At 67.2% G+C, this 13,811-nt stretch carries 11 protein-coding genes and 1 pseudogene; 5 read left to right on the top strand and 7 right to left on the bottom strand.

The genetic code is table 11. The annotated features are described in order from the left end of the window. Nucleotides 1–90: 90 nt before the first annotated feature. The gene (locus BSZ39_RS10075; RefSeq protein ID WP_073717208.1) at nt 91–1,461 is read right to left on the bottom strand and encodes a family 4 glycosyl hydrolase; all 1,371 of its coding nucleotides are present in this window, start codon (nt 1,459–1,461) and stop codon (nt 91–93) included. 53 nt (nt 1,462–1,514) lie between these two features. Between BSZ39_RS10075 and BSZ39_RS10070 the strand changes: the two genes are divergently transcribed. Further along, on the top strand, nt 1,515–2,627 hold the full coding sequence (locus BSZ39_RS10070; RefSeq protein WP_083603218.1) for a carbohydrate kinase family protein: 1,113 nt from the start codon (nt 1,515–1,517) through the stop codon (nt 2,625–2,627). Here the strand turns inward: BSZ39_RS10070 and glpK are convergent. The 3 genes from glpK to BSZ39_RS10055 form a co-directional block, all read right to left on the bottom strand. After that, on the bottom strand, nt 2,587–4,107 hold the full coding sequence (glpK, locus tag BSZ39_RS10065; protein WP_073717206.1) for a glycerol kinase GlpK: 1,521 nt from the start codon (nt 4,105–4,107) through the stop codon (nt 2,587–2,589). The two genes, BSZ39_RS10070 and glpK, sit on opposite strands and share 41 nt — an antisense overlap. Before the next feature lie 42 nt (nt 4,108–4,149). Further along, the gene (locus BSZ39_RS10060) at nt 4,150–4,908 is read right to left on the bottom strand and encodes an MIP/aquaporin family protein (protein ID WP_222842933.1); all 759 of its coding nucleotides are present in this window, start codon (nt 4,906–4,908) and stop codon (nt 4,150–4,152) included. Between the two features lie 69 nt (nt 4,909–4,977). Next, nucleotides 4,978–6,714: a glycerol-3-phosphate dehydrogenase/oxidase gene (locus BSZ39_RS10055; protein WP_073717204.1), complete on the bottom strand. Its 1,737-nt coding sequence runs from the start codon at nt 6,712–6,714 to the stop codon at nt 4,978–4,980. Nucleotides 6,715–6,819: 105 nt separating this feature from the next. Between BSZ39_RS10055 and BSZ39_RS10050 the strand changes: the two genes are divergently transcribed. Continuing rightward, nucleotides 6,820–7,797 (top strand): sugar-binding transcriptional regulator, encoded by a 978-nt coding sequence (locus BSZ39_RS10050; RefSeq protein WP_245792488.1) that lies wholly within the window; start codon nt 6,820–6,822, stop codon nt 7,795–7,797. Between the two features lie 3 nt (nt 7,798–7,800). Here the strand turns inward: BSZ39_RS10050 and BSZ39_RS10045 are convergent, their stop codons facing one another. Together BSZ39_RS10045 and BSZ39_RS10040 are read right to left on the bottom strand one after the other, a co-directional pair. Continuing rightward, entirely contained in the window at nt 7,801–8,211 is a 411-nt protein-coding gene (locus BSZ39_RS10045) for a hypothetical protein (protein WP_073717202.1), read from the bottom strand. Beyond that, entirely contained in the window at nt 8,208–9,260 is a 1,053-nt protein-coding gene (locus BSZ39_RS10040) for a coiled-coil domain-containing protein (RefSeq protein WP_143180494.1), read from the bottom strand. The genes BSZ39_RS10045 and BSZ39_RS10040 overlap by 4 nt, the downstream gene beginning before the upstream one ends. A 166-nt stretch (nt 9,261–9,426) precedes the next feature. On the opposite strand from BSZ39_RS10040, the gene BSZ39_RS10035 reads away from it, so the two are divergent. Genes BSZ39_RS10035 through BSZ39_RS10025 form a run of 3 tightly spaced genes read left to right on the top strand, consistent with a single transcriptional unit; the run spans nt 9,427 to nt 12,526 of the window. Continuing rightward, nucleotides 9,427–10,566, top strand: coding sequence for a hypothetical protein (locus BSZ39_RS10035; RefSeq protein ID WP_143180493.1), 1,140 nt, complete (start codon nt 9,427–9,429; stop codon nt 10,564–10,566). Beyond that, a complete protein-coding gene (locus BSZ39_RS10030) occupies nt 10,563–11,561 on the top strand; it encodes a DUF8094 domain-containing protein (protein WP_073717199.1) in 999 nt (332 codons plus the stop codon). Before BSZ39_RS10035 ends, BSZ39_RS10030 begins: the two co-directional genes overlap by 4 nt. Nucleotides 11,562–11,575: 14 nt before the next feature. Beyond that, nucleotides 11,576–12,526 (top strand): tetratricopeptide repeat protein, encoded by a 951-nt coding sequence (locus BSZ39_RS10025; RefSeq protein ID WP_073717198.1) that lies wholly within the window; start codon nt 11,576–11,578, stop codon nt 12,524–12,526. Nucleotides 12,527–12,723: 197 nt separating this feature from the next. On the opposite strand, the pseudogene BSZ39_RS10020 reads toward BSZ39_RS10025, so the two are convergent. Beyond that, nucleotides 12,724–13,374, bottom strand: a pseudogene (locus tag BSZ39_RS10020) (IS481 family transposase); the annotation flags it as partial. Nucleotides 13,375–13,811: the final 437 nt, after the last annotated feature.

The following is a 13,811-nucleotide window of genomic DNA, read 5'->3' as shown; positions in this document are numbered from 1 at the left end:
CAAGCCATCAACCAACTAGCCGTGGCATACCCAGACCGATTCACGGAGTACTTGTAAACCAAACCCCCGCACACAAAAAATCGGACACTCTCAGCAAGGGCCGGCCAATGCCTCGCGGATTGCGGGGACTCGCTCGCAATACTCGGTTAGCAGCGCGTCGGCCGCCGCGACCGAATCCACCAGTGGGTGTACGCCGAACGCGCGCGCGGCGAGGTCGTAGTCGCCGGTCGCGGTCGCAGTGAGCAGGAGCGCGTCGCACTCCTTGATCGCCGCCATGAGCGCGAGCATGTCGCCGCGCGGCGGGGCGATCGGCCACGGGTGCGCGCCGCGCGCGTCGACGGTGCAGCCGACCTCAATGACGGCGTCGTCCGGCAGGCCAGCGATGATGGGCGTGCCGTCGGGCGTGTCCGTGTTGCCGACGTTGAGGATCATCGTGGCGCTCTCGTCGTGCAGGAATGCGGTCATCGCATCGAGCGCGACCTCCTGGTAGCCGCCCTGCGCGATCTCGGCGGCGGCGCGCCCGAACCGCTCCTCGGGCGCGCGGCCCTCGGCCATGTAGGACGCGTCGCGCTCCGCGCGGGTGCGGTTCCACAGCTCGAAGGGGGCGTCGTCGTGGATGCACAGGTCGTAGAACTGGCGCTGCTGGGCGGCGAGGAACTGCCCTCGCGTCTCGCTGGAGCGCACGGCGGCGAGCGCCTCGCGGTGGCAGTAGTAGTAAAAGAGGTATTCGTTCGGCAGGGCGCCGAGCCGCGCGACCCACTGCGCGCCGATCAGCTGACCTTCCTCGAGCTGGCTAAGGGCAGCCTCGTCGGCGAGCAGCTCGGGCAGGCGGTCGGTGCCGTCGATGCTGAGCGAACGCAGCCAGCCCAGGTGGTTGAGCCCGAGGTAGTCGAAGCGCACGTCGGCGTCGGTGGGGATCGATAGCGCGGTGCGGGCGCGGCGGAGCAGTCCGATGGGCGTGTCGCAGATGCCGACGACGCGCCGCCCCAGGTGTTCGCGCATCGCCTGGGTGATGACGCCCGCGGGGTTCGTGAAGTTGATCGTCCACGCATCGGGGGCGTGCTCGGCGATCGCGGCGGCGATGCGGCGCGCGACGGGCAGCGTGCGCAGGGCATAGGCCATGCCGCCGACGCCGACGGTCTCCTGGCCGAGGAAATCGTGGGCGAGCGCGGTGAGCTCATCGGTGACGCGCCCGTCGGTCCCGCCGGGGCGGACCGCGACAAAGACGACGTCGGCGCCGCGCAGGCCGTCGGCGAGGTCCGTCGTCGTCGAAATCTCGATCGACAGCCCGCTAGCGGCGAGCTGGTCGGCGACGACGCGCTGCATGGCGGCAAGGCGGGCGGTATCGGTATCGATGAGCGTGATGTGGCTTAGGCGCAGAGCCCGCGAGGAGGTCGATAGTGCGTGGATGATGAGCGGGACGCGAAACCCGCCGCCGCCGATGAGTGCCAGGTGCGTCATGTCCCCAGCCTATCGCCCGCCCCCGCGCCCGGTGCGACCGGTAGCCTGGCGGGGTGAGACGCACGCCCAGCCACGACATTTTGCTGACCGGACCGCTGTTCCTCGACATCGTTTTCACCGGCCTGCCTCACGAGCCGCGCACCGGCACGGAGGTCTGGGCGGAGGGGATGGGGACGCTGCCCGGTGGCATCGCGAACCTCGCGGTGGCTTGCGCCCGGCTCGGCCTGCAGGCCCATCTCGCGACGAGTTTCGGCGACGACGCCTACGGGCAGTGGTGCGCCGATATTTTGCGCGAGGAGCGCATCGACCTGGAGCGCTCGCACGTGCACACCGGCGTCCACACGAACGTGACCGTGAGCTACGCGCACGACGATGACCGCACGATGATCACGCACGGCCATGCGATGGCCTGCAGTGCGGACGAGCTCATCGGCGAGGTCCCCCAGGTGGCGGCCGTCGCGATGGACCTGACGAAGGAGCGCCTTGCCGAGCGCTGGTGGCAGCGCGCGAGTGCGGACGGCGCGAAGGTGTTTGCCGACGCCGGCTGGGATCCGAGCGAGGCCTGGGATCCGCAGCTGCTCGCGCCGCTCGACGCGTGCTATGCGTTTACGCCGAACGAGGTCGAGGCGAAAGCCTATACCGGCAAGGACTGCCCGATTGTCGCGGCCCGCGATCTTGCCGAGCGTGTCCCGCTCGCCGTCGTGACCCGTGGGGACGACGGGGCCGTCGCCGTCGATTCGTCGACGGGTGAGGAGGCAAGCGCGCCCGCGCTACCGGTCGCCGCGATCGACCCGACGGGCGCGGGCGACGTCTTCATTTCGGGCCTCATCGTCGCGAACCTCGCCGGGCGGCCGCTCGCGGAGCAGCTCGCATTTGCGACGCTCGCCTCTTCACTGTCGGTTCAGCAGTTTGGCGGCTCGCTGGCCGCGCCCGGCTGGGGTGACCTCGTGGACTGGAACGAGCGGCGCGTGCGCGGTGAGTTCGGCGAGGAAGTCGCGCGCCGCTATGACTTCCTGCCGGAAATGCTGCCGAGCGGTACGTGCGCACAAGTCCGCCGGGCCGAGGCCACGATTGCACGTCTCGCGGATGTGCAGTCGGGCTCGACCCGGCGGCTGATGCAGGGACTTACTTCACGTCGTCGTCGACCCAATCGAAGGTCTTCGTGACGGCCTTCTTCCACAGGCGGTAGGTGCGCTCGCGCTCCTCTTCATCCATCTGCGGACTCCAGCGCTTGTCCTCGTCCCAGTTGTCGATGACGTCCTGCTCGCCTTCCCAGAAGCCGACGGCGATGCCGGCCGCATAGGCGGCGCCGAGCGCGGTGGTTTCCGCGACCTTCGGACGCACGACGTCGACGCCGAGGATATCGGCCTGGAACTGCATGAGCAGCTCGTTAGCGACCATGCCGCCATCGACCTTGAGCTCGGTGAGCTTGACGTCGGAGTCGGCGGCCATCGCTTCTTGCACCTCGCGGGTCTGGAAGGCCGTGGCCTCCAGCGCCGCGCGAGCGATGTGGCCCTTGTTCACGAACCGGGTGAGGCCGACGAGCGCGCCGCGCGCATCGGACTTCCAGTAGGGGGCGAACAGGCCGGAGAACGCCGGCACGAAGTAGGCGCCGCCGTTGTCGTCGACGGACTCGGCGAGCTTTTCGACCTCGGGGGCCGAGGTGATGATGCCGAGGTTGTCGCGCAGCCACTGGATGAGCGAACCGGTCACGGCGATCGAGCCTTCGAGGGCGTAGACGGCGTCCTGCTCACCGATCTTGTAGCAGACGGTGGTGAGCAGGCCGTTGTCGGACTGCACGACTTCGTTGCCCGTGTTGATGAGCATGAAGTTACCGGTGCCGTAGGTGTTCTTCGCCATGCCGACCTCGAAGCAGGCCTGGCCGAAGGTGGCTGCCTGCTGGTCGCCGAGGATGCCGGAGATCGGGGTGTCGACGAGCAGGCCCTGCTTGCGGCCCATGCCGTAGACCTCGGAGGAGGACTTGATCTCGGGCAGCATCGACATCGGGATGCCCATGTCCCCCGCGATGTTCTCGTCCCAGCTCAGGGACTCGAGGTCCATGAGCATGGTGCGCGAGGCGTTGGTGACGTCGGTGACGTGCACGCCACCGTTGACACCGCCGGTCATGTTCCACAGCGTCCAGGTGTCCGTCGTGCCGAACAGGAGGTCGCCGGCTTCGGCCTTTTCGCGGGCGCCGTCGACGTTATCGAGGATCCACTTGATCTTCGGGCCGGCGAAGTACGTGGCGAGCGGCAGGCCGCAGACCTTCTTGTACTTTTCCGGACCTTCGTCGCCGGCGAGTTCCTTCACGATCTTGTCGGTGCGGGTGTCCTGCCAGACGATCGCGTTGTAGACCGGCTCGCCGGTGTTCTTGTTCCATACAACCGTCGTCTCACGCTGGTTGGTGATCCCGACGGCAGCGATCTCGTGGCGGTTGGTGGAAGCCTTCGATAGCGCGGTGGCGACGGCCTGACGCACGTTGTCCCAAATCTCCTTGGGATCGTGCTCGACCCAGCCCGCACGCGGGAAGATCTGCTCGTGCTCGTACTGTCCGACGGAGACAATCTGGCCAGAGTGGTTGAAGAGAATAGCGCGGGAAGAGGTCGTTCCCTGGTCGATTGCGAGGACGTATTTCTTTTCCGTCATCGTCTTTCCTTTCACAACGTTGTGTGGTGGGCGGTCGGGCGGTTAGAACACGATGGGGCCGACGAGGCCAGCAATGGTACCGCCGATCATGGGGCCGACGATCGGCACCCAGGAGTAGCCCCAGTCCGAGTCACGCTTGCCGGGGATCGGCAGCAGCTGGTGGACGATACGGGGGCCAAGGTCACGCGCCGGGTTGATGGCGTAACCCGTCGGGCCACCAAGGGAGATACCGATCGAGACGACGAGCAGGCCGACGCCGAGGGCGCCCAGCCAGCCGAGGTCGACCTTTTGCAGGCCAGCCATCTCGCCGGCGGGGCCGATCGAGAGAATGACGAACACGAGGACGAACGTGCCGATGATTTCCGTAATGGTGTTCCACAGCGGGTTGCGGATCTCCGGGGCGGTAGCAAACGTGCCGAGCTTCAGCGACGGATCGCAGTCCTCGTCGTAATGCTTCTTGTAAGTCGCCCACGCGAGGAGGGCGCCGATCATGGCACCGACCAGCTGGCCGGCGAAATAGATCATCGTCGAGGAGACATTAACCGGGATGCCGTCGACATAGTTTTCCGCACCCGAGGCAGCGATGCCCACGGTGACGGCCGGGTTCAGGTGTGCGCCTGACTTGTAGGCGACGAGGACACCGGCGAACACGCCGAAGCCCCATCCCCAGTTGATGAGGAGCCATCCGGTGCCGTGGCCCTTGGTCTTGGGCAGCAGCGTGTTGGCGACGACGCCGACACCCAAGAGGATGAGGGTGGCAGTGCCGAGGACCTCGGAGAGGAAAATATCGCTGAGGGTCATTTCCATAGTGGACCTTTCGGTACGTCGCTGCACCAGTGCAGCGGCGGTCGGTGCCAGGACGCGTCGGGGTTACTTCTTCACCACCGGCGCGAGCGGGCGCAGTTCGCTGGCTTCGTTGCGGGCGAGTGAGGCTTCGGAGTCCGTCAGGGTGGTCTCGGCGGCATCTTCGGCCGCCATCGCCTCCCGGTAGTTGGTCTTCTCTTCCTCGGTACGCACCTCGTCCCACCCCAGGATGGGGGCGACCAGGTCGGCGAACTCGTCGAGCGAGCTTACGCCGCGATCCCGCGTCTCGAAATTCAGGCGCACCCGGTGCCGGAGGATGTCCTCCAGGTGGAGCGCACCTTCATGGGTTACCGCGTAGACCACTTCGGCCTTCAGGTAGGACGGAGCGGTTTCGGTGGGCTCGTTCAGCTCCGGGTTTTCGTCGATGAGTGCGGTGAGCTCATCGATGGCGGACCCGTAGCGGTGCAGCAGGTGCTGCGTGCGCGCCTTGTCCCAGCCGTAGCGGGCGGCAAAGCGCGGGGCGAGGCGCACGTAGGCGTCGTAGCCTTCGGCGCCGATCAGGGGAGTGTGCTCGGTGATGGAGGGAAGCGTCTTCGCGCGCTCGCCGAGCGCGAAGTCCACGGCATCTTCTGCCATGACGCGATACGTGGTGAGTTTGCCGCCGGCGATGGCCGTCATGCCTTCGGCGGGGCGCGTCACCGTGTGCTCGCGGGAGACCTTCGTCGACTTCGATTCGTCCATCGTTCCGGGCTGCAGCAGGGGCCGCAGGCCGGCGTAGGTGCCGATGATGTCGTCTTCGGTCAGCTGTGCGTCGAGGACCGCATTGGCGTGATCGAGGATGTACTCGATATCGCGCTTGGTTGCGACGGGGTTTTGGACCTCTTCGTGCCACGCGGTATCCGTCGTGCCAATGACCCAGTATTCGGGCCAGGGGATGATGAAGAGGACGGACTTTTCGGTGCGCAGGAACAGGCCGGTCTTGCCCTCGATGCGCGAGCGGGGCACGACGATGTGGATGCCCTTGGAAGCGAGCACCTTCAGGCCGCCGCTGCCGCCGGACATTTCCTGGGTTTCCTGGGTCCACACGCCGGTCGCGGCGATGGTCTCCTTGGCGCGCACGGTGTGTTCGGTGCCGGTTTCGAGGTCGGTGAGGACCGCGCCGGTGACGCGGCCGGTCTCGTCGGTCGACAGCTGGGTGACCTGCGTGCGCGAGGCGCAGTGGGCGCCGTACTGGGCGGCGGTGCGGATGAGGGTGAGGACGAGGCGAGCGTCGTCGACGCGCGCGTCGTAGAACTTGATGGCGCCGATGAGGGCGTCGTCCTTCATGCCCGGGAATTCCTTGAGCACGCCGGCCTTGGACAGGTGGCGCTGCAATGGCACGGTCTTATGGCCACCGGAGCCGACCAGGGCGAGGGCATCGTACATGCCGACGCCGACGGCCGAGTAGGAGCGTTCGATAACGGGCATCTTCAGCGGCCACAAGAAGGGCTGCGCGTGAACCAGGTGGGGAGCGGTGCGCGACAGCAGCAGGCCGCGCTCCTTCAGGGCTTCGGCTACGAGTTTGAAATCGAGGTTGTAAAGGTAGCGCAGGCCGCCATGAACGAGTTTCGAGGAGCGTGAGGACGTGCCAGCGGCCCAGTCCTGTGCTTCGACGATGCCGACCTTCAGGCCACGCGTCGCGGCGTCAAGGGCGATGCCGGCGCCGGTCACGCCGCCACCAATCACCAGGATGTCGAGTTCCTCGCTCGACACCGCCGCAAGGGCTTCTGAGCGGGATTCAGCGGTTAAGCGGGACGAGGACACAAGCTACTCCGTTCGTCGTTGAAAAGGACGTATTCGTCACCTCTATGGTGAACGCTTGGTCAAGTAACGGCAACTAGGTGCACATCTGTGCATAGACTATTCGTCATGATGGACAACTGTCGAGAGGAGCTCTTCCGCGTCGCGCAGTTGTATTACGTCCAAGACGAGACGATGGCCTCGATTGCCTCCGAGATGGGCGTATCCCGCTCGACCGTCTCGCGGATGCTCAAGACCGCACGCGAAACCGGCATCGTGCGGATCTCGCTGGCACCCGCGACGACGGGAGCGAGTCGCGTCGCGCAGGAACTCTTTGACGAATTCGGGGTGCACGCCGAGGTGGTTTCGGTGCGGGCCTCACGGCCGGATCATGCGCGGCTCGATGCCGTCGCGAAGGTTGCGGCGGAGCGACTGGCTGCGGCGGTGACGCCCGGCACGACCGTCGGCGTGGCCTGGGGGACGACCCTGTCGGCCGTCGCGACGCACGTCCAGCCGCAGCCGACGCCTGACGTGCACATCGTCCAGCTCAACGGCGCGGCGAATTCGACGACGTCGGGCATCCCCTATGCCGCGTCGATCTTTACTCAGCTTGCGGGCGCGTTCGGGGCCGATGCGATGTTCTTTCCCGTGCCCGCGTTCTTCGACTTCGCCGAGACGAAAGAAGCGATGTGGCGCGAGCGCAGCGTGCAGCGCGTGCTGGCCGCGCAAGAGACGTGCGATGTCGCGGTCTTCGGCGTCGGCGCCATCAGCGGGCGGGCCGGCTCGCACGTGTATCAGGCGGGCTATTTCGACACTCCCGCCGATCGGCGCGCGCTGCTGACGGAGGGCGTCGTCGGGGATGTGTGCACCGTCCTCATGCGCGAGGACGGCAGTTATGAGGACATCGAACTCAACAAGCGGGCGACCGGGCCGACGCCCGCGCAGCTGCGACGGATCCCGCGGCGGCTGTGCATCGTCGCGGGGGAGGCGAAGGCCGCGCCGGCGCTCGCGGCGCTGCGCGCCCAGGTGGCGACGGACCTCGTCATCGACGAGCGCGCGGCGCGGCGCGTCCTGTCGCTCGCGCGCATGAGCGCGACGACCGGCTAGGGCTTAGCGCTTCGGCGGCAGCAAACGGTCGAGGGCATCGCGGAGGTCGATGCTTTCGCCGTCACGCCCGCCGGCGCCGATGACGAGCGGCGGCTCCTCGGGCTTCGGACGGATACCCGAGATGCGGTCCTTCAGGCTGAGCCGCGCAGTGAGCACGTAGAAGTTCCCGTCGGTATCAATCCCGACGCTGTGATCGCCCTTGAGGTACCAACCGGAAAGCGGCGTGCGCGCCGTGGCGCTCGACGAATAATCGCCGACGCGCAGCGGCTCGGAGGGCAGATTCGCTTCCGTGGCGCGGGTGACGAAATCGGCGATGAGCGCGCGGGCCTCGCGATGCTCACGGGCCTGCGCGGCGGCCAGCCGCTCGGCATGAATGCGGGCCGCCTCCGAGCGCTCCGTCGACCACTTGCTCACGCCTTCTCGTTCGTATCGGGGGAAAGGACCGTGCGGATCTCGTTGAGGTAGTCCGCGACTTCCTCGCGCCGGCGGGTCAGCTCGCTGATCTGCGTGCGGGCGCGGGCGAGGTCCTCTTCACCGCGGGCGCGGCCGTCTTCGCGCAGTCGGGTCGCCTCGACCTCGGCCTCGCGAATGAGTTTGGCAGCGGCCTCGCGGGCCTGGGTGCGCCGCTCGTTGGCTTCGCGGGTCGCGTCGGTCAGGATGCTCTCCGACTGATCCATGGCCTCGGCCACCCGCTGGGAGGCCTCCTTCAGCAGCGCGTCGATCTCGCGATGGGAGTCCGCCTCCTCACTGCGCCACTGCGCCATGCGCTCGGCATGCTCCGTCTTCGCGGTCGCGCGCGCCGCTTCGATCTCGTTAATTGTCCTGGTGCGCAACTCGGTGAGTTCCGCATCGACCTCGGCCCGGCGACGGGCGAGCTCGGTTTCGAGGTCTTCCTTCGCCTGCGCGATCTCGGCCTGCAGGTCGGCGCGCTGCTGGGCGATTTCCTGGCGCGCCTGCGAGAGCTCCTGCTCGAGCTTGCGCTCGGTCAGGCGCTGTTCTTGTTCCGCGCGGCTCGCGGCGTCCTTACGCACGGCGGCGGCCTGCGTCGCCGCGTCGGCGGTCAGGTCCGCGGCCTCCTGACGGGCGGCGGCGAGCACGGCGGCCGATTCGGACTCAGCGCGTTCCTGCAGTGCATCGGCCTGGGCGGTCGCGCGGGCTAGGCGGGCTTCGGCCTGCTCGGTGGCGGACTGCAGTAGCTCTTCGGACTGGGTCTCGGCCTCCGTCAGCAGCCGCGCGACGCGGGTGCCGAGGCCGGAGTACGTGGGGCGCTTGCGCTCGGAGAGTTCGGAGCGGGCGGCGGCGAGCTCGCTGGCGAGCGTCATCGCTCGGCGGTCGAGTTCGCCCACCTCGGCGCGGGCTTCCTCAAGTTGGGCACCAAGATCAGCCAGGAACTGGTCCACGGGGGCTTTGTCGTAGCCGCGTCGAACGACCGGGAACACGGGTGGCGTAGGAGATGAGGTCATGGCCTTATGGTACGCGTCGCAGGTCACCGGTGGGGAACCACCTCAAGGAGGAGTGTGACGTGGAATCGCGCACGCTGAGCGAGATAATCGTGCACGGCCCGGGACAATGCGGGACAATATGCCGTAGCCTGTCTAGGCGCCATTGCCCACGACAAAGGAAGCCCGAGTGACCCGACGTATTGTTCCTCTCGTCCTTGCGTTGCTAGGGGTGCTGGCTATCGTTGCCGGTATCTTGGCTGGCACCGTGCTGCGCGAGTCCGACACGGTCTCCGTGATGGCACCCGCTGGTTCCGAAACTGCCGTCATCGCAGGCCCCGGCGTCATCAGCCAGGTCAACGATGAGGTCAAGATCACGGCGAAGGCCGACGGGGCCCCTGTGTTCCTCGCCCTTGCGCCGATGTCCGATATTGAAGCGTTCGTCGAGGGCAGCGCCTACCGGAAGATCGAAGGGCTCTTGGACTGGGAGAACCTCAAGGTCACGCCCGTTGCGGCGACCGACGCCGAAGTGACGCTGCCCAACCCTGCGGGCGCCGACCTGTTCTTGGATAAGCGCAGCGGCGAAGGCGAAGTGTCGTGGGCCGTCACCGACCCGGACCACCAGCTCGGTTTCATCGCTATGAGCGACGGCGAAAAACCCGCCCCGGCCCTCACACTGACCTGGAGCAAGGACTCGAAGGCCCCCGCGATGTGGCCGCTGATCATTTCCGGCATCGTCCTGCTGGCCCTCGCGGCGATCGCGGCGCTGTGGGCGCGCAGCGCAAACCGGCCGCGCTCCGTGGCGTCGGGCAAGGGCAATACCGAAGTCATTTACGTCCCCGCGCTGTCCGCGGAAGAAGCCGAAGGGCTCACGCGTCGGGAAATCCGCGATCGCGAGCGCGAGCGCGAACGCGAGGCCCTCGCCGAAGCCCGGCGCTCGGGCCTGCGCAACGTCTCCGTCGTGACGTCGCACGAGATCCCCGTCATCGACGAGCCGCTGCTCGAGCAGGACATTGAGCGCCTCACCGGCAGCGGCATGGCTGCCGGATCGATGATCGTTCCCGCCGCGCCAACCGCCGAGCAGATCCGTGCCGAGGGCGCTGATGACGCGTTCGATGAGGCGAACAAGTGGGCGCCGAAGAACGCCGCGTCGATCAGCCCCGCCGACGACCTGTGGCCCGAGACGGACACGTCGGAGGCCGAGTCCGACGCCGAATCCAAGGGCATGCCCGTCGTCGCCGAGGACGATGCGCTCTGGCCGGAAACCTCCGAGGAGGACTGGCGCGATCAGTGGGACTTCCCGGCACCGAAGAAAGGAGACGACGCATGAGGACGTCCCGTAGCCTGATTCGTCCCCTGGCCGCCTCCGCCGCCGCCGTGCTCACGCTGAGCCTTGCGGCCTGCGGCTCGACGCCCCTTCCCGAGGTATCGCCCGGCGCCAGCTATGAGGGCCCCGGCATCACCGAGGCGGGCTTGACGACCACGCTCGGCTCCGCTGAGAAGGTGCTCGCCGAGGGCGACGCCGCCAAGGACGCCGAGAAGCTCGCCCCACGCTTCGCCGGCGCGGCGCTCGCGGCCCGCACCGCGGCCTACACGCTCGCCACGAAGACCGATGGCGCGCGCCAGCCGACGCCGCTGAACTTCACGCCGCAGGCCGTCCTGCCCGCGGCCGGCCACGACTTCCCGCGCCACGCCGCCGTCATCTCGCAGGTGCCCGAGGGCCAGACGAGCCCCGTACTCATGACGCTGACGCAGGCGAACGCGCGCGCCGCCTACCAGATCGACCACTGGGCGCGCCTGTTCCCGGGCGTGACGTTCCCCGAGATTCCGACGTCCGCCGCGGGCGCCGAATTCCTCGCCTCCGACGACGCCTCGCTCGCGATGGGGCCGAAGGCCGCGATCGAGGCCTACGCCAAGGCGATGACCGACTCGGATGCGGCCGCCGCCTTCGGTGAGGACCCGCTGCGCAAGGCGATGACCGACACCGTGAACGCACTCACCGAGTCGCTGAACGAGGTCGGCGAGGCCTCCTGGCAGGCAGCCGAGGTCACTGCTGAGCCGGTCGCGTTCCGCACGAGCGATGGCGGCGCCGTCGTCGTCGGCACCGTTCCAACGACGCTGACCCTAAAGAAGACCGTCGAGCGTTCGACGCTGACCGTCTCCGATGATCTCGCGGCCCTTGCCGGCTCGGATCCCGTCGCGAACCAGCTGACGGCCACCTACCAGGTGATGATCGCGCTGTACGTGCCCGGCAAGGACGCATCCGATAAGACAATCACGCCGCTTGGCGGCGAGCAGACCCTCATGAGCACCGAGCGCTCGTAGCAAAGGAGAAATGCGTGTCCACCCCGTCTTTTGATGCCCCCGGAATCGTCGACCTGTCCGCGCTTAAGCGCACGGAGGAGGGCGGTGCCGCTGCCCCGGACGGTGCGCCCGATGGTCACGTCGGCGAGGGCTGGATCGTCGATGCGGGCGATGCACACATCTCGGAGCTGATGGAACGCTCGATGCGCGTGCCCGTCGTCCTTGATCTCTGGGCGACCTGGTGCCAGCCGTGCAAGCAGCTCGGCCCGATCCTGGAGAAGCTCGCCCGCGAGTACGCCGGGCGCATGCAGCTGGCGAAGATCGACGTCGACGCCAATTCGCAGCTCATGCAGGCCTTCCAGGTGCAGTCGGTGCCGACGGTCTTCGTCCTCATCGGTGGCCAGCCGTTCCAGCTGTTCCAGGGCGCGCATCCGGAAAGCCAGCTGCGCGCGCTCTTTGACGAAATGTTTAAGATCGCCGCCCAGCAGGGCGTGACGGGGACGCTGCCGCCCGATGCGAGCGCAGGGGAGGCGCCGGCCGATGGGGTACCGGCTGAGCCCGAGGTGCCGCCGCTGCACCGCGAGGGCATCGAAGCGATCGAGCGCGGCGATCTCGCCGCGGCGCATGAGGCCTTCACTAAGGCGCTGAAGGAGGCCCCGGCCGATACCGAGGCGAAGCTCGCCCTCACGCAGGTCGAGCTCATGCAGCGCTGCCAGGCGATCGCCGACCCGCAGGCCACGCTCGAGCAGGCGGGGGACTCCACCGCGCCGACGGGCCCGATCGATGCCCAGCTCGCCGCGGCCGACATCGAATTCGCCGGGGGCGCGCTCGACGATGCGCTCACGCGCCTGCTGACCGTCGTGCGCACGAGCGCTGGGGACGAGAAGGAAACCGCGCGAGCCCGCCTCGTGCAGTTCTTCGACCTGCTGGGTTCGGACCCGCGCGTCGCCGCCTATCGCCGCCAGCTCGCGGCCGCGCTGTACTAAGGTACGCTGTTGACACTGTTTCGCGGGGGTTGATTCCGTGACATACGAACCGCTGGCGGCTATCTGGCCACGCCGACTCCGTGTACGTCTCGGGCCCACGCAAGCTCGGTCAGGAGTTAGCCCGCGCGGGATTCGATGTGTTCAACGTAAGCCGCGACGACGTTGATGTGTCCGAGGGGGACATTTGTGACGGCCGACTAGTTGTGATGTCCAGGTAGGTTGGTCAGTCGGGTGGCTGGTGCGTGGCCGCCGATGGCGGAGTGGGCACGGTGATGATTGTAATAGTGGAGCCAGTCGGGTAGGAGCGCGTTGCGCTGGTGGGTGGGCTCGTACAGGCGGGCGTATGCCCATCCGTCTGCGAGGGTGCAATGGAAACGCTCAATTTTCCCGTTGGTCTGAGGACGGTAGGGGCGTGTTCTTTTATGGTTGATGCCGAGCTGAGTGCATGCCTGACGCCAGGCGTGAGAACGGTAGGCCGATCCGTTATCTGATAGGACGCGTTCTACGGTGACGCCGCGCTCGGCGAACCAGGCCACGGCCCGCTGTAAGACCCCGATCGCGGTGTCGGCTTTCTCATCAGCGCAGATCTCTGCATAGGCCACTCGGGAGTGGTCATCGATGACCGTGTGCACGAACGCGGTGCCGATCAGCGGTCGAGACTCCTTGCCCCGGCGCCCAGTGCGGCGAGCGGTAGCGATGTCGTTGGGCTTGCTTTGCTGGCGGCTGAGGAACTTGTGTCCACCACCATCAGGAATGTTAGCGAACTTTGTGACATCGACATGGATCAGTGAGCCCGGGTAGGGATGCTCGTAGCGACGCAGCGGCTCGCCCGTGGCCCGGTCGATGTGGATCGCCCCGGGTGTGGTGGAGGGCTTGATCTAACCGAGAGGATAGGAACATGCCTGCACCGAGTAAGTACCCTGCAGAAGTTCGTGACCGTGCTGTGCGTATGGTCAATGAGAAGCTGACCTGCGAACCCGCGCTGGCTGTGAGTGCCGCGTGCCGGCTGGTCGGTGAACAGATCGGAATCAATAAGAACACCCTCCGTAATTGGGCTCTTCGGACATCCGGTGGGGGTCATGGGGTGAGTCCGCCGGCGGCGAGGAGCATGCGGAGGCGGTAGTTGTGCTGGTTGCGGTAGCCGCGGGCGAGGCGGCGGTGGAGCTCGATGATGCCGTTCACGCACTCGGTGCCGGGTCAAGTCCCTTGTAGTGGTGTAACGGCGTTTTCCTCTCGTTTGGGGTTTTAGCTTGCTAGTGCGGGCGTGTCGGTATCGGTCATGGTC

It is taken from the genome of Bowdeniella nasicola (assembly GCF_001907295.1).
GTDB classification, from domain to species: Bacteria; Actinomycetota; Actinomycetes; order Actinomycetales; family Actinomycetaceae; genus Bowdeniella; species Bowdeniella nasicola.
Note: the sequence above shows the minus strand (reverse complement) of the source record. Positions and strands in the feature narration are given on the sequence as shown.

Coding starts and splice junctions, on each gene's coding strand:
- BSZ39_RS10075 (WP_073717208.1), bottom strand. CDS start 1,461: ATGACGCACCTGGCACTCATCGGCGGCGGCGGGTTTCGCGTCCCGCTC.
- glpK (WP_073717206.1), bottom strand. CDS start 4,107: ATGACGGAAAAGAAATACGTCCTCGCAATCGACCAGGGAACGACCTCT.
- BSZ39_RS10060 (WP_222842933.1), bottom strand. CDS start 4,908: ATGACCCTCAGCGATATTTTCCTCTCCGAGGTCCTCGGCACTGCCACC.
- BSZ39_RS10050 (WP_245792488.1), top strand. CDS start 6,820: ATGATGGACAACTGTCGAGAGGAGCTCTTCCGCGTCGCGCAGTTGTAT.
- BSZ39_RS10040 (WP_143180494.1), bottom strand. CDS start 9,260: ATGACCTCATCTCCTACGCCACCCGTGTTCCCGGTCGTTCGACGCGGC.
- BSZ39_RS10030 (WP_073717199.1), top strand. CDS start 10,563: ATGAGGACGTCCCGTAGCCTGATTCGTCCCCTGGCCGCCTCCGCCGCC.